24 protein-coding genes are annotated in these 21,432 nt (G+C 64.8%); 10 read left to right on the top strand and 14 right to left on the bottom strand.

The features are described from left to right. Positions 1-75 precede the first annotated feature (75 nt). On the top strand, positions 76-993 hold the full coding sequence (locus tag LQ952_RS03455; RefSeq protein ID WP_238621265.1) for a patatin-like phospholipase family protein: 918 nt from the start codon (positions 76-78) through the stop codon (positions 991-993). Here the strand turns inward: LQ952_RS03455 and LQ952_RS03450 are convergent. From LQ952_RS03450 to ccmE, 6 genes are all read right to left on the bottom strand, one after another. Beyond that, entirely contained in the window at positions 990-2,186 is a 1,197-nt protein-coding gene (locus LQ952_RS03450; RefSeq protein ID WP_238621264.1) for a Coenzyme F420 hydrogenase/dehydrogenase, beta subunit C-terminal domain, read from the bottom strand. The two genes, LQ952_RS03455 and LQ952_RS03450, sit on opposite strands and share 4 nt — an antisense overlap. Before the next feature lie 156 nt (positions 2,187-2,342). Next, positions 2,343-3,602 (bottom strand): c-type cytochrome biogenesis protein CcmI, encoded by a 1,260-nt coding sequence (ccmI, locus tag LQ952_RS03445; RefSeq protein ID WP_238621263.1) that lies wholly within the window; start codon positions 3,600-3,602, stop codon positions 2,343-2,345. Continuing rightward, positions 3,599-4,075, bottom strand: a complete 477-nt coding sequence (locus tag LQ952_RS03440; protein WP_238621262.1) for a cytochrome c-type biogenesis protein — start codon at positions 4,073-4,075, stop codon at positions 3,599-3,601. The genes ccmI and LQ952_RS03440 overlap by 4 nt, the downstream gene beginning before the upstream one ends. Further along, positions 4,072-4,608: a DsbE family thiol:disulfide interchange protein gene (locus LQ952_RS03435; RefSeq protein WP_238621261.1), complete on the bottom strand. Its 537-nt coding sequence runs from the start codon at positions 4,606-4,608 to the stop codon at positions 4,072-4,074. Before LQ952_RS03435 ends, LQ952_RS03440 begins: the two co-directional genes overlap by 4 nt. Beyond that, positions 4,605-6,626 carry a heme lyase CcmF/NrfE family subunit gene (locus tag LQ952_RS03430; RefSeq protein ID WP_238621260.1) on the bottom strand — a complete coding sequence of 674 codons (2,022 nt, stop codon included), beginning with the start codon at positions 6,624-6,626 and terminating at the stop codon, positions 4,605-4,607. Before LQ952_RS03430 ends, LQ952_RS03435 begins: the two co-directional genes overlap by 4 nt. A 2-nt stretch (positions 6,627-6,628) precedes the next feature. Beyond that, the gene (gene ccmE, locus LQ952_RS03425; RefSeq protein WP_238621259.1) at positions 6,629-7,084 is read right to left on the bottom strand and encodes a cytochrome c maturation protein CcmE; all 456 of its coding nucleotides are present in this window, start codon (positions 7,082-7,084) and stop codon (positions 6,629-6,631) included. Between the two features lie 350 nt (positions 7,085-7,434). Between ccmE and LQ952_RS03420 the strand changes: the two genes are divergently transcribed. Genes LQ952_RS03420 through ccmD form a run of 5 tightly spaced genes read left to right on the top strand, consistent with a single transcriptional unit; the run spans position 7,435 to position 10,700 of the window. After that, complete coding sequence (locus tag LQ952_RS03420) at positions 7,435-8,370, top strand: chemotaxis protein (protein ID WP_238621258.1); 936 nt, start codon at positions 7,435-7,437, stop codon at positions 8,368-8,370. A 55-nt stretch (positions 8,371-8,425) separates the two neighbouring features. After that, positions 8,426-9,082: a cytochrome c biogenesis heme-transporting ATPase CcmA gene (ccmA, locus tag LQ952_RS03415; protein WP_238621257.1), complete on the top strand. Its 657-nt coding sequence runs from the start codon at positions 8,426-8,428 to the stop codon at positions 9,080-9,082. Further along, the gene (gene ccmB, locus LQ952_RS03410) at positions 9,079-9,756 is read left to right on the top strand and encodes a heme exporter protein CcmB (protein WP_238621256.1); all 678 of its coding nucleotides are present in this window, start codon (positions 9,079-9,081) and stop codon (positions 9,754-9,756) included. The genes ccmA and ccmB overlap by 4 nt, the downstream gene beginning before the upstream one ends. Before the next feature lie 12 nt (positions 9,757-9,768). After that, the gene (locus LQ952_RS03405) at positions 9,769-10,518 is read left to right on the top strand and encodes a heme ABC transporter permease (protein ID WP_347402044.1); all 750 of its coding nucleotides are present in this window, start codon (positions 9,769-9,771) and stop codon (positions 10,516-10,518) included. Then, complete coding sequence (ccmD, locus tag LQ952_RS03400) at positions 10,515-10,700, top strand: heme exporter protein CcmD (RefSeq protein WP_238621255.1); 186 nt, start codon at positions 10,515-10,517, stop codon at positions 10,698-10,700. Before LQ952_RS03405 ends, ccmD begins: the two co-directional genes overlap by 4 nt. Before the next feature lie 6 nt (positions 10,701-10,706). Here the strand turns inward: ccmD and LQ952_RS03395 are convergent, their stop codons facing one another. Further along, positions 10,707-11,177: a NapC/NirT family cytochrome c gene (locus tag LQ952_RS03395; protein WP_238621254.1), complete on the bottom strand. Its 471-nt coding sequence runs from the start codon at positions 11,175-11,177 to the stop codon at positions 10,707-10,709. A gap of 288 nt (positions 11,178-11,465) precedes the next feature. Here LQ952_RS03395 and LQ952_RS03390 point away from each other — a divergent pair, with 288 nt between their 5' ends. The 4 genes from LQ952_RS03390 (at position 11,466) to LQ952_RS03375 (ending at position 15,322) form a co-directional block, all read left to right on the top strand. After that, positions 11,466-12,686 (top strand): response regulator, encoded by a 1,221-nt coding sequence (locus LQ952_RS03390; RefSeq protein ID WP_238621253.1) that lies wholly within the window; start codon positions 11,466-11,468, stop codon positions 12,684-12,686. Between the two features lie 23 nt (positions 12,687-12,709). Next, entirely contained in the window at positions 12,710-13,408 is a 699-nt protein-coding gene (locus tag LQ952_RS03385) for a sensor histidine kinase (protein ID WP_238621252.1), read from the top strand. Positions 13,409-13,436: 28 nt separating this feature from the next. Continuing rightward, positions 13,437-14,156: a GAF domain-containing protein gene (locus tag LQ952_RS03380; RefSeq protein ID WP_238621251.1), complete on the top strand. Its 720-nt coding sequence runs from the start codon at positions 13,437-13,439 to the stop codon at positions 14,154-14,156. 242 nt (positions 14,157-14,398) lie between these two features. Further along, entirely contained in the window at positions 14,399-15,322 is a 924-nt protein-coding gene (locus LQ952_RS03375; RefSeq protein WP_238621250.1) for a recombination-associated protein RdgC, read from the top strand. Positions 15,323-15,384: 62 nt separating this feature from the next. On the opposite strand, the gene LQ952_RS03370 is transcribed toward LQ952_RS03375, so the two are convergent. From LQ952_RS03370 to metK, 7 genes are all read right to left on the bottom strand, one after another. Then, on the bottom strand, positions 15,385-16,668 hold the full coding sequence (locus tag LQ952_RS03370) for an alginate export family protein (protein WP_238621249.1): 1,284 nt from the start codon (positions 16,666-16,668) through the stop codon (positions 15,385-15,387). 213 nt (positions 16,669-16,881) lie between these two features. After that, positions 16,882-17,244 carry an acyl-CoA thioesterase gene (locus LQ952_RS03365; RefSeq protein ID WP_238621248.1) on the bottom strand — a complete coding sequence of 121 codons (363 nt, stop codon included), beginning with the start codon at positions 17,242-17,244 and terminating at the stop codon, positions 16,882-16,884. Positions 17,245-17,277: 33 nt separating this feature from the next. Continuing rightward, positions 17,278-18,561: an NRAMP family divalent metal transporter gene (locus tag LQ952_RS03360; RefSeq protein WP_238621247.1), complete on the bottom strand. Its 1,284-nt coding sequence runs from the start codon at positions 18,559-18,561 to the stop codon at positions 17,278-17,280. Positions 18,562-18,581: 20 nt separating this feature from the next. Beyond that, entirely contained in the window at positions 18,582-19,163 is a 582-nt protein-coding gene (mnmM, locus tag LQ952_RS03355; RefSeq protein WP_238621246.1) for a tRNA 5-(aminomethyl)-2-thiouridylate-methyltransferase MnmM, read from the bottom strand. 26 nt (positions 19,164-19,189) lie between these two features. Continuing rightward, positions 19,190-19,657 (bottom strand): alpha/beta fold hydrolase, encoded by a 468-nt coding sequence (locus LQ952_RS03350; RefSeq protein WP_238621245.1) that lies wholly within the window; start codon positions 19,655-19,657, stop codon positions 19,190-19,192. Beyond that, positions 19,654-20,454 carry a bifunctional hydroxymethylpyrimidine kinase/phosphomethylpyrimidine kinase gene (gene thiD, locus LQ952_RS03345; protein WP_238621244.1) on the bottom strand — a complete coding sequence of 267 codons (801 nt, stop codon included), beginning with the start codon at positions 20,452-20,454 and terminating at the stop codon, positions 19,654-19,656. Before thiD ends, LQ952_RS03350 begins: the two co-directional genes overlap by 4 nt. Positions 20,455-20,607: 153 nt before the next feature. After that, the coding region (metK, locus tag LQ952_RS03340; protein ID WP_238621243.1) for a methionine adenosyltransferase at positions 20,608-21,432 on the bottom strand (825 nt) is incomplete at its 5' end.

Genomic DNA, 21,432 nt, shown 5'->3' with positions numbered 1-21,432 from the left:
CCCCGGGCGTCCATTGTGCCTCAGTTGGGGGCCATGCGTCAGTTCGGTGGCCGGGGCCAGACTTGTGGAAAGTTCATGACAGAGAAAGACGGACGGGATCATCGCACCGTGTCGCTGGTGCTGGGCTCGGGCGGGGCGAGAGGGTTGGCCCATATCGGTGTGATCCAGGAGCTGGAAGCACGAGGGTATGAGATCAAGGCCATTGCCGGCAGTTCCATGGGGGCGCTGGTGGGCGGGATCTATGCCCTGGGGGAACTGGATACCTATGCCGACTGGGTGAAGGGTCTGGATCAGACGGACGTGCTGGCCTTGGTGGACTGGTCTTTGTCGGGCGGAGGGATCATCCGCGGTGACAAGCTGATCCGCAAGCTCAAGGACCTGGTCGGCTGCCGAGACATAGAACACCTGCCCATCAGCTACACCGCGGTGGCGGTGGACATCGAGCGGGGCAAAGAGGTTTGGATGAGTGATGGTCCGCTGTTCGATGCCATCCGTGCCTCCATCGCCATCCCGGCGGTGTTCACGCCCCATCGTTACCGGGGGCGGACACTGGTGGACGGCGGCCTGCTCAACCCGGTGCCGGTGGCCCCCACCTTGCGGACGCTGACGGATCTGACCATCGTGGTGGATGTGAATGGGCCGGCGCTGGAACCCGGTGAGGATGCCCCTGAGTCCGAGCAGGAAAGTCGGGCCTCGGAAGAGGGTCGGTCCGGCTTGCTGCGACGCATGCGGGGGTATGTGGAATCCTTCGGTGGCGACAGCGGGGGAAAGGAGGACGGGCTGGCCCTGACGGAGGTTTTGATGCGCTCCCTGGAAACCATGCAGGCGGCCATCACCCGTCAGCATCTGGCCGTGTTCCGGCCGGACGTGGTCGTCAGCGTGCCCAAGAATATCTGTATGATTCATGAGTTTCATCGTGCCGGCCCCGTGATCGAGCTGGGGCGGCAGCTGGCGCGGGAGCGCCTGGATGCCTTGCCGGGAAAGGAGGGCTAAGTTCCCCGCTCCCCCGACTGTGGTTCGAGTTCATAGGGCTTTACCAGTTGCCACACATGGTCCGGGATCATGTGTTTCATCCGTCCGGGCTGAGCCCGGCGCAGGTGCAGCACTGTCTCCACCGCCTTCATCTCCACCCGCGCCCGGGCAAACTCCAGTCCCCGGGGGCCGATGCGGGGCATGAGAAAGGCCGCCAGGGGGCGAGCCCAGTCGGGCATGCTGCGCAGGGGCAGGCCGCCCGCCGCCCGCTCGGTATTCTTCAGAAATCCCTTCACCGGCCCCTGCCGCTTGCCGGCGCTGGTGCAGGGTGCGGTACGCACTTCATCGCCCAGGAGATCGAGCAGGGCCTCGCCCTTGTCGTTGCGCACCACCAGCCACTGTTCTCCCCGTCCCGCCATGTAGCCCACGGTGATGTCCGCCAGGACGTTGGTGTAGTCCACGCAGGTCTGACAGGTGAGGGGGAAGAAATCCCGGGGCAGCTTGGAGATGGGCAGTTTGAGGAAGGGGATGGTCTGTACCCGGCCATCCTCGAATCGTAGTTCCACACGGTAATCGGCGCGGAATTCCAGGTAGGTCACCGTCTCCGGCCGGTCCGCCAGCAGGGCCAGGAAGTCATGGAAGTGCTCGGTGGTGGTGTTGTCGGAGCAGGGGGTCCCGATGACGTGGAGTGCATCCAGATCCAGTTCCGGCTCGATGGCGCGCAGGGCGTAGATCTGACAGGGCAGGCCGATCACCGCCAGGCGTCGGTAGCCCCGGGCCAGGGCCGGTTCCAGGTGGGCCAGCAGGGGGGCATAGCCCATGCGCATGCCCCGGCACCGGGCCATGTCCTCGGCCCGGGTGACCAGAATGGGCTGTGGGCGCCAGCGGTCCTGGGGATCGGCCGTCATGGTGAGGACGGCATCCACCTGACCGGTCTCCAGCAGGCGTTCGCCGATGCGGGTGGTGATGCCGGTCCACTGGGCGCCTTCTTGCGGGGTGTTCATGGCCGCCTGCAGCATCCGACGATAGGGGCCGAAGAACAGTTCGTCTTCCTGGTCCGGGTTCCGTGCCCGACCATGGACCTGCGTCTCCAGCCGGTCATATCGGGGGTGGATGAACTGGCAGGCCCGGCCGCAGCGCCTGGGGTCGGCGGTGCGGGACAGACCACAGTCGGTACACAGGTCGCGGTGGGGAATGGCGGCGGCTTCGGTCACGGCACTGGATCTCTGGGTTTTCGTGTTTCAAAAACAAAACCGCCCCCGGGTCATGGGGGGACGCCGTGAATACATCCCTGTAGGCTTGACGGTCGCATCCCTGCGGCCGACACATGCCTATGGCATCACCCTATGACCCGGGGTCTTCTCATCAAATCAAGGCAGAACGCGGTCAATGGTCAGCCTGACCTTCGGCGCGGGGGTGTCGGCACTGACGGTGACCGCCTCGCTGACGCCTTCCATGTCGCCGCTCTCGGCCTGGGCCATGCCGGTGCGGCTGAGGCGGGCCACCACTTGCACTTCGCCGAACTCGCGCATGGACATGCCTTCCACCATGCCGCCCTCGTCTTCCAGGCGCAGGTTCAGGGGGAAGGACTCCGCCCTGGCGCGCACGATGGCCAGCGGCATGCGAGGACCCTGGGCGGGGCGGGCAAAGACCATGATGAACTCCTCGCCGGTTACACGCCCTGCCAGTGACTCGTCCAGTACCACCTCCACCTCAATGGCCAGGGCGCCGGCATCGGTACCCGCATCGGCCGTGGGGGTCTGCTCACCGGCCATGCCGCCGGTCATGGTCCGGACATCACGCAGCGCCTCGGCCACGGAGCGGGCGGCGTCACTGCCTTCCGGCAGCCGACTCAGCAAATGGTCCAGACGCTGCGCGGAGCGCGGGTAATTCTCCTGCTGGAAATCCGCGATGGCGCCCAGCCAAAGACCATTCTGGTGGTCGGGGTCCAGCTCCAGGGCACGATCGAGCAGGCGGCTTGCCTGGCGGCTTACCCGACCGTCGGTGGCCAGCATCAGGGATTCGGCGTAGTCCACGTTCAGATCCGGCTCATCTCCCGTGCGTCGATAGGCCTCGTCAAAGGCGGCAGCCGCGTCCTCGAACCGTTCGACGAAGCCGTAGGTGCGGGCCAGGAACAGCCAGTTCTCCGTGTTGTCCGGGTCTACCTCCAGGCGCTCCCGCAGCTGCACGATCATGCGTTCGATATCCATCATGTCGTGACTGGGTTCCTGGCCCATGGCCAGGGTCTGGGCGGGCGACATGCGCGGGGCCGTGTCCAGCTGAAAATAAATCAGCAGGGCCGCCACCGGCACCAGCACGGCGGTAATGCCCAGGAGGATCATCCCCTGACGGGGAGCGGGTGTGGGGACCGCCGGGGTTTCCTCCGGCTGTTCCACGTCGGTGATGAGATTGTCTTCCAGCTCCGCCTTGGCGGCCTCGTACTGCTCACGGGTGAGCAGGCCGTTGGACAGTTCCTGATCCAGCTCGGCCATGCGCTGGCGGTAGATGGTGAGATTGAGCCCGCGGAAGGCCACGTCGGCCTGTTGCCGGCGGCGGATGAAGGGCCAGAGGATCACCAGCGCCGCCAGCGAGAACAGCAGAACGGCACCGATCCAGAATCCAGTACTCATGCATCTTTTCCTTCATTCAGCAGGCGGCGGGCACGCTCCCGCGCGGCGGCGTCGGCAACGGGCTGCTCATCCCGGCGATGACTACGGCGGGCGGTGAGGTAGAGGGCCGCCAGGCCGATCAGGAGCAGGATGAACGGACCTGCCCAGAGCAGGAAGGTGGCGGCGGAGAGGGGCGGGCGATAGAGCACGAACTGACCGTAGCGGGCCACCATGTAGTCGATGATCTGCGCATCGGTGGCGCCGGCCCGGAGCTGGTCGCGCAGCTCCCGGCGCAGGTCCCGCGCCAGCCCGGCGTCGGAATCCGCCAGGGACTGGTTCTGGCATACGGTACAGCGCAGTTCGTGGAGCATGGCCCGGTAGCGCTGTTCCAGCACCGGATCATCGAAGTCGGTGGGATCCAGCCCGCCGGCAAGACTCAGTCCGGGCAGACAGAGTGTCAGACACAGGCCCAGGGCGGTCAGCAGCGATTTCACAGGGCCTCCCTCCGCAACTGTTCAACCATGGGCAGGACCGTGTCCCGGGCATCCTGCCAGCTCAGGGGGCCGACGTGCTTGTAGCGGATCCGACCCTGGTGATCAATGACGAAGGTCTCCGGGGTGCCGTAGACCCCCCAGTCGATCCCCACTCGCCCTTCCAGGTCATGGGCGTTCCAGACATAGGGATTGCTCATGCTGCGCAGGTAGGCCAGGCCATCGCCGCGCTCATCCTTGTAGTTGAGGCCATAGATGGGTACGCCCTGGTTGGCCAAGGCCACCAGCACCTGATGCTCCTGTCGGCAGGAAACGCACCAGCTGGCCCAGATGTTCAGCAGCACCACCTCGCCATCGAAGTCGTTGCTGCCCACCACCCGCTCGGGGTCTTCCAGGGCGGGCAGCTGGAACCGGGGGGCGGGCTGATCCACCAGCGGCGAGGGCACCCGGCGGGGGTCCAGGCTCAGTCCGATCATCATGAATCCCCCCAGGACCGCGACGATGATCAGGGGCAACAGATAACGCAGACGCTTCATGAGGCGGAACTCCGGCCGGCGGCTTCGGGCAGGTTGTCGGTGTCGGCCTTGCCGGCGGCATCGGCACGGCTTTCGCTGGTACGGCGGGCGAACACCCGGTAACGACGATCCGCCGCGGCCACCAGACCGCCCAGAACGATGAGGGTGGCACCGATCCACAGCCAGACCTGGAACGGGTTGTGATAGAGACGCAGGGACCAGGTATCGCCCGGCAGGGGCTCACCCAGGGCGACGAAGATGTCGCGGGTGAAACGGGTCTGGTAGGCGGCCTGGGCCATGGGTTGGGTCTGTACCCGATAGACCCGGCGCTGGGGGAATAGCTCGGTGACGAACTCGCCGTCCCGGGTCACCACCACCCGGGCCTCGACGGCCTCGTAGTTGGGGCCGCGCACGCCGTAGGTCTCCCGCAGTTCATAGGTGTAGCCGGCCAGGGTGTGGCTCTGGCCGTAGCCCAGGCGCACGTCCTGTTCTTGCTCGAAGGCCATCAGCAGGGTGATGCCGATCACCAGGACGGCAAACCCCAGGTGGCTGACGGTCATGCCGTAATAGCCGGCGGGAGTCCTGCGCAGGGCGGTCAGCGGGTTGCCGCCCCGCTGGGTGGCGCGACCGTAAAGATCGCGGGCGATGGTGAAGAGGATCCAGAAACCCATGGTGGTGCCCAGGATCACCATCAGGGTGACGCTGCCCTGCATCGCCAGGGGGAACACCACTCCGGCCACCAGGGCCGCCAGCAGGGTATGCCACAGGCGCCGGGTCACCTCCAGGGGCGAGACATGCTTCCAGCGCAGCAACGGCCCCAGGCCCACCAGGAAGATCAATGGGACCATGAGGGGGGCAAAGACCGAGTTGAAGTAGGGCGGACCCACGGAGATCTTGCCCATGCCCAGGGCATCCAGCAGCAGGGGATAGAGGGTACCCAGCAGCACGGCGGCCAGGGCCACCATGAGGATGACGTTGTTGGCCAGCAGGGCGCCTTCCCGGGAGACCGGGTCAAATTCCGCATGACTGCGCACCGTGGGGGCGCGCCAGGCATAGAGGGCGAAGGAGATCCCCGTCACCGCCAGCAGCAGCATCAGGATGTAAACACCTCGAGTGGGGTCGGTGGCAAAGGCATGTACGGACACCAGGACCCCGGAGCGGACCAGGAAGGTGCCCAGAAGGCTCAGGGAGAAGGCCAGGATGGCCAACAGCACGGTCCAGCTGCGGAAGGCACCGCGCTTCTCGGTCACCGCCAGGGAGTGAATCAGGGCGGTGGCCGCCAGCCAGGGCATGAGGGACGCATTTTCCACCGGGTCCCAGAACCACCAGCCGCCCCAGCCCAGGGTGTAGTAGGCCCACCAGCTTCCCAGGGCGATACCTGCGCCCAGGAAGGCCCAGGCGGTGGTGGCCCAGGGACGGGTCCAGCGTGCCCAGGCGGCGTCCAGGCGGCCGCCGATGAGGGCGGCCACGGCGATGGCGAAGGGCACGGCCAGACCCACGTAGCCCATGTAGAGCATGGGTGGGTGGATCACCAGGCCCGGGTCCTGTAGCAGGGGGTTGAGATCCCGGCCGTCCGCCGGGATCGGAAAGATGGGCTCGAACGGGTTGGAGGTGAACAGGGTGAAGGACAGGATACCGACGCTCACCAGGCCCATGACCGCCACGGTGCGGGCGGCCATCACCGCCGGGAGCCCCTTGCTGAACAGAGAGACCGCCAGTGACCAGCCGGCCAGCATCAGCGCCCACAGGACCAGGGAGCCTTCATGGCCGCCCCAGACACCGGAGATGCGGTACATCAGCGGCAGGGCGGAGTTGGAATGGTTGGCCACGTAGGCCACGGAGAAGTCATGGGTGATGAAGGCGTAGGTCAGCGTCAGATAGGCGATGGCCAGGAACAGGAACTGGCCGGCCACCGCAGTATGGGCGGTGGCCATCCAGGTGGTGGTGCCGCGGTGGGCGCCGATCAGGGGGATGGTGCCCTGGACCAAGGCCATGAGCAGGGCGAGGATGAGGGCGAGCTGACCGATTTCGGGCATCATGCTCAGTACGCCTTCTTGCCGGGGTGTTCTTCATAGCCCGCCGCCTTCAGGGCTGCGGCCACTTCCGGCGCCATGTAGTTTTCGTCATGGCGGGCCAGGACCCGTTCGGCGCGGAAGACGCCGTCCGGCCCCAGGCGGCCATGGGTGACCACGCCCTGGCCTTCGCGGAACAGGTCGGGAAGCAGACCCACGTACTCCACCGGGATGCTGTTCTTGGTGTCGGTGACGTGAAAGAAGACCGTCAAGCCTTCCTCGGCATGACGGATGGAGCCGTCCTCTACCAGACCACCGAGACGGATGATGCGTTCACCGGGCGCCTCGCCTTCCACCAGCTGGGTGGGGCCGTAGAAATACATGAGGTTTTCCCGGAAGGCGCTCAAGGCCAGGGCGGAAGCCCCGGATACCGCCAGGACTACCAGCGCCACGCCGGCCATCCGTCTCTTCTGTCGAGGTGTCATTGCACTCTCCTGCCTGCTGAGGGGTCTTGCGATGGGAGCCTGTGCCCCGGTTGCCGCCGGGCAGCGCGCCATTGATATCACCGATCCGGGTGGAGCCGCAACCGCGCTCAGGGTGCCGGACGGCCGCTTCACGGGGCTTTCCTAGTGACAGCCAAACATTGTTCCGGTTCTAAACCAGTGGGTCGGATCTTGATTTGCGTCAAGCCAAGAGTGGCCGATGTTCACCGATGCGGGAGGGGCCCCGGCTGTGAGCGGGGAACCTTGTCATGTCGCCCACCCTGATGAATTCATCCAAGTGAGTCCCGATTGCCTTAACATGTAGTCAAACTCAGATCATCGGGAGTCTGCTCATGGTGGATCAGCACTGGGGATCATCCCTGGAGTCCAATCGGGTTGCCGGCACCCGCCTTGAATTGCTGCTCTTCCAACTGGAGGGGCGGCAGCTTTACGGGATCAATGTCTTCAAGGTGCAGGAAGTCATCCCCTACCAACCCCTGTCGCGGTTGGCGGGAGCCCATCCGCTGGTGAAGGGGATCGCCACCCTGCGCGGTATCACCATGCCCATCATGGACCTCTCTCTGGCCATCGGTGGCCCTGCGCTCAAGGCGCCTGAAAAGGGCAACATCATCATCACCGAGTACAACCGCTCCGTACACGGCTTCCTGATCCGACGCGTGGATCGCATCATCAACACCCAGTGGGATCAGGTGCAGCCCCCGCCGCGCAGTACCGGACGCAATGCCTATGTGACCGCTGTGACCCTGATAAACGATCAGATCATCGAGATCCTGGATGTGGAAAAGGTACTGGACCAGGTGGTGCACGCCAGTACGGAGGTCTCTCGTGCCCTGAGCGAAACCGTACGGGCGCAGGACTGCAAGGTACTCGTGGTGGATGACTCCAGTGTGGCCCGCAACCAGATCCGTGCCTCCCTGGAGCAGCTGGGGGTGCAGTGTTCCCTGGTCACCGACGGCAAGCACGCCATGGAACTGATCCTGCGCCTGCAGGCGGATGGTGTGGATGTGGCGCGGCACTTCACCATGGTCGTCTCCGACATCGAGATGCCGGAGATGGATGGTTATCAGCTCACGACGCGCATTCGACAGGACCCACGGCTCAAAGACCTCTATATCCTGCTGCATTCTTCCATCAGCGGCGTCTTCAATGTGGACATGGTGCGGCGCACCGGCGCCAACAAATTCATCCAGAAGTATCACCCGGACGATTTGGCCCAGGCCGTTCGTGATCGTCTGGCGCAGATCGGCGCCGCTCTCGCGGAAGGCTGACAGCCCGTGGACCTGCGTGTACCATCAGCCGTTCGCCGAGTCACCCGTGCCGTCCATGAGTCATGCTGCCCGTGTCGTCTTTCCGGCCCATCGGCTGGAAGTGGAAGGCCTCGTCGCCGAACGAGGTGAACGCCTGTTGATTCAGGATCTGGGGTTTTCCCTGGCGGGCGGGGAACTGTTGCAGGTGGCCGGTCGCAATGGTGCCGGCAAGACCAGCCTGCTGCGCATCCTGTGCGGGCTCTCCCGCCCCCTGGAAGGCCGCATCTGTTGGGACGGCGTGCCCGTGCAGCGCCGGGAAGAAGGCCCCACCGCCCATCTGGCCTATCTGGGCCATACCAACGCCCTCAAGGATGAACTGTCCGGCGAGGAGAACCTGCGCATCCAGTCCGCGTTGCAGGGGCGCCGGCTGGGGCGGGACGAAGCCTGGGAAGTGCTCGGACGCATGGGATTGGGTGGTCATGAAGACCTGCCGGTGAAGTTTCTCTCCCAGGGCCAGAAACGGCGGGTGGCCTTGGCGCGCCTGCTGCTGGTGCGCCGCCCGCTGTGGATCCTGGACGAACCCTTTGCCGCCCTGGACGTACAGGTCATCGAGGTGCTGCGCTCGGCCCTGGAAGCCCATCTGGCCGCCAACGGCATGATCATCCTGACCACCCATCAGGCGGTGCCGATTCAGGGTCGGCAACATACCCTGACCCTGGGGAAAGCATCATGAACGGCCTGGCAACCGCCCTGTTCACCCTGCTCCGGCGTGACCTGATCCTGGCCCTGCGGCGGCGTCAGGATGCCTTGGTGGTGCTGGGGTTCTTCGTCGTCGTGGTGTCCCTGTTTCCCCTTGGTGTCGGCCCCGACCCTCAGTTGCTGCGCAGCATGGCGCCGGGGGTGTTATGGGTATCCGCCCTGCTGGCTACCATGCTTTCCCTGGAACGACTGTTTTCCGATGACTTTCGCGACGGTTCTCTGGAACAGATCCTGCTGGCACCCCAGCCCCTGAGCCTGATGGTGATGAGCAAGATCCTGGCCCACTGGCTGATTACCGGTCTGCCCCTGGTGCTGATTTCCCCGCTGCTGGGCATGCAGCTCAATCTGGACGGCACGGAAATCCTCACCCTGATGGCGGCGCTGCTGCTGGGGACCCCCATTCTCAGTCTGGTGGGCGCGATCGGCGCCGCCCTGACCCTGGGCCTGCGGGGCGGCGGCGTGCTGATCTCCTTGCTGATCCTGCCCCTGTATGTGCCGGCCCTGGTGCTGGGTGCCGGGGCGGTGGATGCGGTCATGTACGGATCCAGCGCCCAGGCCCATCTGTCCCTGATGGCCGCCTTGCTGATCCTGACCCTGTTGCTGGCGCCCTGGGCCATTGCCGCGGCGCTGAGAATCATGTCGGATTGATGGAGGAATAACGTGGCTGAACAGCGCGTGCAGTGGTTCAAGTTCGCATCACCGCCCAATTTCTATGATCTGGCCGGGCGTCTGGCCCCCTGGTTCGGGGGGCTGGCCGCTATCCTGTTCGTGGTGGGGCTTTATGTCGGTTTCGTCCTGGCACCCCCGGACTATCAGCAGGGCAACAGCTACCGGATCATGTTCATCCATGTGCCCACGGCCTGGATGTCCATGTTCCTGTATGTGCTGATGGCGGTGTACGCGGCCATCGGCCTGATCTGGCGGGTGAAGACCGCCGAGGTGATGGCCAAGGCCATCGCCCCCACCGGTGCCCTGTTCACCTTTCTGGCCCTGTGGACCGGTGCCCTGTGGGGCAAGCCCACCTGGGGGACTTACTGGGTCTGGGACGCCCGACTTACCTCGGAGCTGATCCTGCTGTTCCTCTACCTGGGTTACATGGCCCTGCATGCGGCCATCGAGGACCGTCAGCGGGCCGCCAATGCCAGTGCCATCCTGGCCTTGGCCGGGGTGGTGAACGTGCCGATCATCTACTTCTCGGTGGTCTGGTGGAACACCCTGCATCAGGGGGCGTCCATTACCGTGACCAGTGCGCCGACTATGGAGACGGTGATGTTCAGCGCCCTGATGCTCATGACTTTCGCCTGCTGGATGTATGCCATCGCCGTGGTGCTCTGGCGGGCACGGCTGGAACTGCTGGAGCGTGAGCGACGGGCCGCCTGGGTGCTGGAACGCATGGGAGAGAAGGCATGATCGAATTTCTTGCCATGGGGGGGCATGGCCCCTATGTCTGGGGCTCCTATGGGGTGGCCCTGGTGGTGCTGGTGGCTGAACTGGTGCTGCTGAGCCGCCGCCGTACGGCGATGAACCGGCGTCTGGCCCGTCTGGCCCGTCTGAACCGGGAGAACGGCGCTGAGCCGTCCCCGGATTCCTGAGCAGTCTTACTGAGCGTAGCGCGGCGCGGTGAAGCGCATCGCCTGCAGGTCCCGGTCATGGCCGGTGTTACGGTGGCATGTCAGGCAGCTGTATCGCCCCTCCATGATCTCGGTATGCTCCTGATAGAACTCAGGGTCGTTTTCGCGGACGCGGTCACTCAGATGGCATGCGCTGCAGTTTTCCGAGATCCTGACCGGATGGGTCTGTGAGGGGGCGTCATGGTGGGGGTTCACCTGACCGCTGAACATCAGGTAGACCTTGCGTGCGCCGTGGATCTTGTCGGTGACGAAGCCCTTGGTATGACAGGTCAGGCAGTCGACTTCGGGGTGGTCGCCATGATCCCAGGAGACCTTTTCATAGGCATGGCAGGTGATGCAGAAGTCATTCTGGGTGGAGATGTGATGCCCCCCCACGCCGCCGGCGGCGACCAGGCCCAGGGCCAGCAGAATGATCAGGGTAATCCAGAGTTTGCCCATGGCGACATGTTCCCGGCAGTCGGTCTTGAGTGAATCCGTGGACGAGCCCGTTTGTGGACGTGATCATTTCAACGCTGTCCCCGGATGCTGTGATCTCTTACAAAATGTAGCAAAATTGCGCAGGCATGGGTGGCGGTGAAGTTGACCCAGTCCCGGAAACCCTCATTTTCCGGTGTTTTCCGTCGCATGTGGGCTGGTTACCCGATCCTTAAGGTCTCGTGCTAATGTCAATCTAATGGCGATTCATCCGGAGCACTTCCCGAGCCGTACGCCCTAGCCGGAAACACCATGGACATCACCCTGGGCCGCAAGGCGGTACTAATCATTGATGACTTCCAGAACATGCGGGCGCAGCTTTCGCAGATGCTCGGGTCTCTGGGTGTGCAGCGCAAGCCTGATGTGGCCGGTTCCGCCGAAGAGGCTTTGGAGCTGCTGCGTTCCCGCCGCTATGACATCGTCCTGTGTGACTACAATCTCGGCGAAGGGATGCACGGCCAGCAACTGCTTGATCTGGCGCGCCGTGAGGGGTGTGTGGATGTGGCCACCGTGTTCATCATGGTCACGGCGGAAAATTCCACGGAGATGGTCATGGGGGCCCTGGAAAGCGGGCCGGATGCCTACCTGGCCAAGCCCATCAGCAAGGAACTGCTTAATGCGCGTCTGCTCAAGGCCCTGCGGCGCCGTGTACCCATGTCGCCCGTCGCTCAGGTACTCAGGCAGGGGGACACTGAACAGGCCCTGCAACTGCTGGATACCATGCTGGCGGCAGGGCGGGGGGAACGTGCTGACATCTTGCGCCTGAAGGCTGAGCTGGCCCTGGAGACGGGGGCGCTGGATCTGGTGCAGGAGGTCTGTGAAGCCGTCATCAGGGAGCGGCCGGTGGCCTGGGCCATCACGTCCCTGGGCCAGGCGGCCATGGCGCGAGGCGAACTGTCCCGGGCGGAGACCCTGTTTCGGCAGGCGATTGTGGTAACACCGTATTTCATGGCGGCCCATGATCACCTGGCGGCGGTGCTGGAACTCCAGGGCCGGTCCCGGGATGCGCTGGAAGTGCTGGAGCAGGCCGTGGTTCGCTCTTCCCGCTCCCTGTCCCGTCAGCGACGTCTGGGCTGGCTGTCTATGCAGCAACGGGAATGGGAGCTGGCGCGATCCGCTTGGCGGCAGGTGATCGAGTTGGGGAAGCCCATGGAGTCAGTGCGCGCCGAGGACTACTTCAACCTGGTCTGCGCCTTATTGGAGATGGGGGAGTCGGCCAGGGCCGCCAAGGCGCTGGAGGAGATGCAGCAGTCGGTGGCGGCGGACCCCCTGTTGCGGTGGTGGTTCATGCTGGGACGGCTCCATCTGGCCATCCGTGATCGCGATGACAAGGAGGCGGCCCTGGATGCCCTGGACGGGCTCATGCTCAAGGCGATCCCCCCCCTGGAGGTACACAAGGCGCTGATCGAAGTCCTGGGGCGCTTGGGCGAGGTGACTCGGGCGGAGCTGTTGCGCCAGCAGCTTCCAGACTGACAGTGGACCACCAAGGAGGAGACTTGAGCAAGCTGGACTTCAATACGGTGCTGGCCATCAGCATCCACGACATGAAAAATTCCCTCAACCTGCTCCTGGGTTCCCTGGATGATCTGTTACAGAGGGAGGAGCAGCGGCCTTCGATGGACTCCGATCGCTTGGCGCTATTGCGTTACGAGGCCCGGCGTGTCAATGACACCCTCATCCAGTTGCTGGCCCTGTATCGCAGCGTCAAGGGTCTTTACCACCCCTATTTCACGCCGGTCTCCATCCATGACTTGCTGGAAGAGTACTGGCTCAACAACAAGATACTGATGGATCACCGAAACGTGGAATGCCATCTCACCTGTGACGAAGATCTGGTCTGGGTCCTGGACCGGTATCTGGTGAACAGCCTGCTGGAAAACGTGGTCAATAATACTGTGCGCTACACTCGAAGCAGGATCCACATGTCTGCCCGGTCGGATGGTGACTGGCTGCTGGTGCAGGTCGCCGACGACGGCCCGGGTTTCCCCCGGTCCATGCTCGGGCGTCAGGCCATTCGTGAAGGGGTCCAGCTGGACCCTCAGCGCGGGCGGACCGGGCTGGGACTCTATTTCTGCGCCCTGGTCGCCGATATGCACGGCGGTAATGGTGATCGTGGATTCGTCGAATTGTCCAACGGGTGCGAACTGGGTGGCGGCTGTTTCACTTTGCATCTCCCCAAGTTGCCGCTTAACTGAAGTACCCCTGATCCTGGAGTCCAGGCCCATGTCTGATGACGATTTCATCAATAAGCTCTCGGAGTTGGCCAACTTTGTGGAATCCACCCGTTCCCTGGAAGCGGGGTTGGAGCGTCTCACCTCTCTGGTTGCCCATGCCATGGCCTGTCGGCATTGTTCCATCATGCTGGTGTCTGAGGAGGGCCACACCGCCGAGCCTCACCTGCGGGTGGAGGCCCATTCCGGCGGCCTGCCGGCGGAGGCGAAAGATCATCGCCAGCCGCTGGGATCGGGGATCGCCGGCCAGGTGGCCGGTACCGGCAAACCCCTGTTGATCCTGGATCTGCACCGCTCCGTCTATGCCGGTCTGGCCCGACGTGATGAACCCGGTACGGTGGACGTGATCTCGGTCCCCCTTCGCCTGGAAGCGCAGGTGATCGGGGTGATCAATGTGGACAGTCCTCTGGATCGCCCGCGCTTGAGCTTGGCGGATCTGCGTCTGGCCACCATCCTGGCGCTGGTGGTCTCCAAGTCGGTGCAGATCCATCGTCTCAAGGGATTGCTCAAGACCAATTTCATGCAACTTGCCCTGGCCCGGGAGGCCCAGCGCACGGGCGGGGCCATTACTCAGGACCCGGCCCGGGTCGCCCGTCTCATGGCCCATACCCTCTATGACGAGATGATCCAGGCCGGTTTTGCCCGGGATCACGTCCTGATGGTGGCCACCGAGATCCTGTCCCAGGTCCACGACGCCTTGAGTCATCGCTGACCCCTTCCCTTGAGGGGGCGGGCAAGTCATTCCCGCGCAGGCGGGAATCCAGTCGCGGGCCGGGCATTCCGGACTTCCGCGTGCGCGGGAGTGACGGCAGGAGAATGATTCGGTGCTTCCCCTGTGGGGATGGCCTGTGTGCCTCCCTCTGTGGGAGCGGCTCTCGGCCGCGAAGGGGGAGAAGCCCCCCGCCAGTCCCGCAGAGAGTACAATCCCCCCTTTTTGCCGCCATAGGAATTTTCATGTTCAAGAATGCCCGCCTGTTTCGTCTCGAGGATGCCCTGGGCCTAGATGCCATGGCCCTGGAGCAACAGCTCACCAACCGGCGTTTCCAGCCCTGCGGCCCCCTGACGCTGTCCACCATGGGCTGGTCCGAGCCTTTGGGCGGCGAGACGCAGGCCCTGGTCCATGAAGCCGCCGGTTGCCTGCTGATCTGCGCCAAGCGCCAGGAACGCCTGCTGCCCGCGTCGGTGGTGGCAGAGGTGCTGGAAGAGCGGGTCTCGGACATCGAGACCGCCGAGGGCCGCACGGTGGGCCGCGCGGAACGCCGTCAGCTCAAGGAGGCGGTGACGGCCGAACTGCTGCCCCAGTCCTTCACCCGCTCGCGACGCATCTTGGCCTACGTGGACACGGTGGCCCACTGGGTGGTGGTGGATGCCGCCAGCGAGCGCATGGCCGAGGATCTGGTGAGCCTGCTGCGGGAGACCCTGGGCACGTTGCCTGCCAGTCTGCTGCGTCCCTCGGTACCGCCGCCGACCCTGATGACCCGCTGGGTCTCCGAAGGTCGCGGCGAGCAGGGCTTCGAGCTGGGGGATGCCTGTGAACTCAGAGACCCCAAGGACAAACAGTCGGTGGTGCGTTGCCGCGGCCAGGATCTGGCCGGGGACGAGATCGCCACCCATCTGCAGGCCGGTAAGCAGGTCACCCAACTGGCCCTGGAGTGGGAACAGCGTCTGAGCCTGGTGCTGGCGGAGGATCTGTCCCTCAAGCGTCTGCGCCTGACCGATGAGCTGATCGAGGACAGCGGCGTGCTGGAGGCCGATGATCCGGCCGCCCGGTTCGATGCCGAATTCACCCTGCTCATCCACGAGATGCGCGGACTGCTGGAACGTCTGGACGGACTGTTCGGGCTCTCCAGCTCGGAGGCCGCCGAAGTCCCCTGGTGACGGGCTGGAGGGGCCTGTGGGAGCAGCTTCCACAGGCCCCTTTGGACACCAGTGCCTGAGGCCTAGAAAGTGTATTCCACGTTGGCTCGCAGGAAGTGGGCGTCTGAAGTCCCGGACGGGTAGTAGTCCCCCGTATCCAGATACTCCGCCCACAGGTGCGCTCTGAGGCTGGGGCTCAGGTTGATGCCCAGCACGGCGGTGAACAGATCTCCCCGATGATCGCCGTCGCCATTGCCGTCTTTCTCATCGGCGTACAGCCGGTGGGCACGCAGCTTCAGGGCGGTGTTGTCGGAGGGATTCAGGTCCAGGCCGATGAAGGGGGCCTTGAGGTTGGTCCAGCCGGCGATGCTGAACTGGGTGCCCACATAGGAGTAGACATACAGTTCACTGAACTGGGGCCAGCGGGAGAACACCGGATACCAGGCTTCGTTGTTGCCGGTGCCTGCCTCATTGCCGGACAGGTAGTAATAACCGGCGGTGAAGGCCGGGCGGGTCTGACCCCAGATCGCCGGGCGCAGGGTCAACGAGGCATCCAGCAGGCGCCCTTTGAGGTTGGCATCGCCATGGCTGCCGTCCTGGGCCGCCAGCTCCAGGTTGGCCGAGATGGGGCCGTTCCGGGGCATGAAGCGGACACCCAGGGTATGGAAATCTGCGTCGGCCTTGCCGCCGTCCGCCGTGCCGGAACCCAGCTCCTCCTTGTAGATCCAGTAATACTCGAACGGCATGGCTTCGGACTGACTGTTCCTGCCATAGACACCCATGGCCCGTTCATTGTGCTCGATGAGGCTCAGCCCGGACTGCCGGTTGATGGTCAGGGCATCCTGCCTGGCGTTGTAGATCGCCAACAGGTCCAGGGTGTGACCCTCGTTCACCGTGAGGGCGGCCTTGACGGCATTGAAGAACAGGGAGCGGGAACCATCCAGGGGCGTGCCGTTGAGGATGATGTTGCCGGTGCCGTAGATCAGCTCCTGGCGACCGATGCGCAGATCCAGCAGGCCGTCGGCCAGATTGTTGAAATCCATGTACAGCAGGTCGGGCACCACCTCGCTGAGGAATTTCTGATCATCGTACTGATTCCGGTCTTCGCCCCGCTCATAGATGCGGAACTCGTTCATCAGGCGCCCGCGAAAGGCGACGTCCTCATTGAATTGGTAGCCGGCCCAGAGGCGGGTGCGGGTGCGGTTGAAGAGCAGATCGAACTGTAAGCTGCCGGCTTGAGTGGGAATGCTGTCCAGGTCCGTGACCCGGACCCGCAGGTCCCCACCCCAGTCCCACCCGGCCTGTGCACTGCCCATCCCCATGAGCAGTGCCAGCGCGCTGGCCGATAACGTCGTCTTTTTCAGCATGACTCCCCCTGACAGGTCTTTGTGTATGACGGTTTAACCCTTGTAAAAGGAGGATTATCCCGTCTTTGCCGGTGGATGTCCTGAAAAAACACGCTTGGGGAACGCTGAGCAACTCTCCTGCCGTCACTCCCGCGAAGGCGGGAGCCCAGAATGCCCGGTCCGTAGCTGGATTCCCGCCTGTACGGGAATGACTGACTCAGAGTATCCCTTGCTTCACGGCGTCATCGGCAGGGGGATCTTGTTGCCTTCGTTGTCCAGGCGCACGAAGGTGATGCAGGTGGAAAAGATGGGTTCTTCCGTGCCGCTTTCCAGGTCATCACAGAAGACGCTCACGGCATACTGCACCGAGGTGTTGCCGCGCGTGTGCTCACGGCTACTGAAGCGCAGCACCGTGCCCTGATGTACCCCGCGGTGAAACTCCACCCCGTTCATGGCTACGGTCACGAAGCGGCAGCCGGGATGGTCACGGCTGGCGGCGATCCAGGCGATCTCATCCACCCACTTGAGCAGGAAGCCGCCGAAGAGATAGCCGTAGTGATTCAGGTGTTCGGGTCTTACCAGTTTGAAGGTATCCAAGGGTCACTCCTTGTGGAATCCGGTGGGGAGGCTTCAGCCCAGCAGGCGCCATCCCAGCCAGACCAGGGAAAAGCTCAGCAGAAAGATCAGCCCCGCCCAAGCCAGGCCCAGCAAGCCCCGGCCCGGCTGGGCGGACACCGGGACATGTTCATGGGTGACCACCCGCAGGGTGAGCCAGGCCAGGATCGGGGCCGAGAGGAAGGAGATGGTGGTGGCAAAGTCGATGAACTGGGTAAAGCGCGTCCCGGCAAAGTGGATCATGAGCAGTGCGCCGCTCAATACGACGATCAGGCTGATCAAATAAGGTCCGCGCCGGTGTTCCTCGGGACCGGGGGTGCGGCCCCGGTCGCCGGCCCGGGCGGCGGCGAACAGGGCGCTGATGACCCGGGGATAGGCATCCGTCACCGCCAGGGTGGTGCTGAACATGGCGGTCAGTGCCGCCACGGCGATGATGGGGCGGCTCCATTCACCCAGGGTGCCCGCATAGAGGTCCACCAGCTGGGCGGAAAAGCCCACCGCGGAATCGGCAAAGCTCATGCCGCTGGCGTGCATGGTCAGGGCGCCCAGCAGCAGGAACGCCGCGGCCATCAGGGTGGCAGCGACATAACCGATGCGAAAGTCCGTCAGCGCATGGCGCAGACTGGGTTGGGTCCGGGTCTCCCTGGCCCGTTCCAGGGTCCAGAGGGAGTGCCAGGCGGCTACATCCAGGGGGATGGGCATCCATCCCAGCAAGGCCAGCAGAAAGGCAAAACCGGCCGCGCTCCAGATCAGCCCCGCATCCTGCCAGCCGGAGAGCCGGGACCAGTCCGGCTCTCCGCCGAAGGCCAGCGCCACGGTGGCCAGGGTGGACACGGTCAGGGCGGCCATGATGAGCTTCATGCCCAGGTCCAGTCCCCGGTAATTGCCGATGGCCAGAAGCAGCAGACAGGCCCCCATGATCCATGCCGACAGGGTGGCCGCGGAGGCCTCCAGTCCGAACACCAGACCGAACAGACCCGCCGTGACCACGGTGACCACGGCCTGGATGATGAACATGGTTCCCAGGGTGACCAGGGCGAACAGGCCCAGGGCCCAGCGCCCGAGCCGGCGGTAGCCCACCAGCAGGTTCTCTCCGGTGGCGGCGGCATAGCGGGGGCCGAATTCGATGAAGGGGTACTTGAGCAGACAGGCCAGCAGCACCACCGGCAGCAGCAACAGGCCGAATTCGGCACCGGCCCGGGTGGACTGTACCAGGTGAGAGACACCGATGGCCGCGCCGGCCATGAGCAGGCCGGGGCCGATGGCATGGCGCAGGGTACTGCCGCGAAGTTCATTCATCAGGAGGGAATCTCAATGAGTCAGCAATCCGGACAGGGCAGGCTGTTGCCCAGCAGTACCAGCACCGGGCCGTCATCTCCGGCGGGTTGATGGGGGAAACAGTGCAGTTCCGGATGAACCTGTTGCAGCCAGGCGCGGATGGCTTCGAACTCATCCAGGCCACCGCTGTGGCCGCGATAGATCATCAGGCTGATGATTCCGTCCGGCCCCAGCACGGCGCGAGCCGCTTCCAGGGCGGCCAGGCTCGTCTCCGGCCGGGTGATGATGCCATGATCCCCCCCGGGCAGGTAGCCCAGGTTGAAAGTCACCGCCCTGATCCGGCCTCGGGCCTGATCGGGCAGGTGGCGCTCCAGGTGCTGGTGTCCATCCTGGATCAGGGTGACCCGTTCCGCCACGCCGGCGGCTTCCAGGCGCTTGCGGGTGGCGTCCAGCGCGGTGGCCTGGATGTCGAAGGCCCAGACATGACCGGCATCACCCACCGTCCGGGCCAGGAACAGGGCGTCATGTCCATTGCCGGCGGTGGCATCCACCGCCAGATCGCCGGGCTTGAGAATCTCGGTCAGTTGTTCGTGGGCAAGGCGGGTGAGGGGCTTGGGGTACATCTGTCAGGTCCTTCTGCTGATGAGGCTCAAGGCGCAACGTGGTTTTCACAGGCCCGCTGCATGGTTTGTAGGGAGTCCGGGTCTGCCAGGCGATGATCCGAGCCGACCGTGATCAGGGTGACGGCCGCGGGCCGGCTGTTGTCGACCAGGCATCGGGAGTCGGCGAAGGGGATGACTTCGTCCGTCGGGGAATGGAGGATGATGGTTCCCGTCTTCACTCGGTCGACGGTGCCCCAGCGCCGCCATGCCGGGCAGAGCAGCACCAGCGGGATCCGGTGGCTGTCCAGGGCCATGGCCACGGCACCGCCGCGGGAGGAACCGACGATGACCTGGGGGCGATGGATTTCCAGGGTGGATTGCGCCGTGTCGACGGCGGCCTCGAAGTCATCGTCGTCCAGCAGCGGGTTGATGACCTCGTGACCCCGTGACAGCAGGTATGACGGTTTGAGGCCTCCGGGTGTGGATTGCCAGCCGTGGAGAAAGAGGATCTTCATCGGGTCTCCGTGCAGGGGACGTGCATGTTGACCGGCCCATGCCCGTGTCCCAAGCCAGGTGCGCTCCGGATGGCCCGGTGGATGAAGGACTTGGCCTGCCGGGCCGCGCCTTCCACGTCCTTGCCCAGGGCCAGGCCGGCGGTGACGGCGGCGGCAAAGACGCAGCCGGTGCCGTGGGTGTGGGGCGTGTCCTGATGGGCGGCGGGCAGTCGGGTGACGCGGCCGTTGCTGAACAGGATGTCCGTGGCGGCATCGACCAGAGCGCCGCCGGTGATGACCACATGGGCCGCTCCCAGGTCGGCCAGGGCCGCGGCGGCCTCGATCATGGTCGCTTCGGAATCCACCGTCAGGCCGGTCAGGGCAGCGGCCTCGTGCAGGTTGGGAGTGACCACGTCGGCCAGCGGGAGCAGCCGCCGACACAGGGCCTGGCGGGCGGCCTCATCCACCAGCGGGGCGCCATGCTTGCTGACCATGACCGGGTCCAGCACCAGGGGGAAATCCGCGGCATCGGGCCGTGACAAGCGTTCGACCACGGCCTCCACCATGGCGGCACTGCCCAGGGCGCCGATCTTGACGGCCTTGGGCGGGATGTCTTCCAGCACCGCGTCGATCTGTCTCAGCACGAAGGCGGGGTCAATGCCCAGCACGCCGGTGACGCCCCGAGTGTTCTGTACGGTCAGCAGGGTCACCACGCTCATGCCGTAGAGCCCGAACTGATGGAAGGTCTTGAGATCCGCCTGCAGTCCCGCGCCCCCGGAAGGGTCGGAACCGGCGATGGTGAGGGCAGGCGCTTGCATGATGGTCACTCCTGATCTGCCCGCGGCAGGGATGGATGATCCGGGCCTGTTTGCGGTGACCGAGGCACGGGAATGTCTCGCGGGATCATGCCCCGGCGGGGGCCATGCCGGGAAGACCCGCGCCCCCCGAGGGGACGCGGGTGGTCGGGACGATCAGAGACCGGCCGCTGCCTTGAGGGTATCCGCCTTGTCGGTGCGTTCCCAGGGCAGGTCCACGTCTTCACGGCCGAAGTGACCGTAAGCCGCCGTCTGCCGGTAGATGGGGCGCAGCAGATCCAGCATGCTGATGATGCCCCAGGGGCGCAGATCGAAGTGCTCGCGCACCAGGTCGACGATCTGCTGGTTGGAGATCCTGCCAGTGCCGAAGGTGTCGACACTGATGGAGGTGGGGCGGGCCACGCCGATGGCGTAGGAGACCTGGATCTCACAGCGCTCCGCCAGACCGGCGGCAACGATGTTCTTGGCCACGTAGCGGCCGGCATAAGCGGCGGAACGGTCCACCTTGGAGGGGTCCTTGCCCGAGAAGGCACCGCCGCCGTGACGGGCCATGCCGCCGTAGGTGTCGACGATGATCTTGCGGCCGGTCAGGCCGCAGTCGCCCACGGGGCCGCCGATGACAAACTTGCCGGTGGGATTGATGTGGATGTTGTCATGGCTGCAGGTGGACAGCCACTCGGCGGGCAACACCGGCTTGATGATGCAGTCCATCACCGCTTCGCGCAGGGATTTCTGGTCGATCTCCGGGGCGTGCTGGGTGGACAGCACGACGGCGTCGATGCCCACCGGCTTGCCACCTTCATAGCGGAAAGTGACCTGGCTCTTGGCGTCGGGGCGCAGCCAGGCCAGTTCGCCGGACTTGCGCACGTGGGCCTGACGGCGTACCAGCTCATGGGCATAGTGAATCGGGGCGGGCATCAGCGCGCCGGTTTCGTTGCTGGCGTAGCCGAACATCAGGCCCTGGTCGCCGGCACCCTGTTC

Origin of the sequence: Ectothiorhodospira lacustris (assembly GCF_022227785.1) — a bacterium.
Taxonomy (GTDB): Bacteria; Pseudomonadota; Gammaproteobacteria; order Ectothiorhodospirales; family Ectothiorhodospiraceae; genus Ectothiorhodospira; species Ectothiorhodospira lacustris.
Note: the sequence above shows the minus strand (reverse complement) of the source record. Positions and strands in the feature narration are given on the sequence as shown.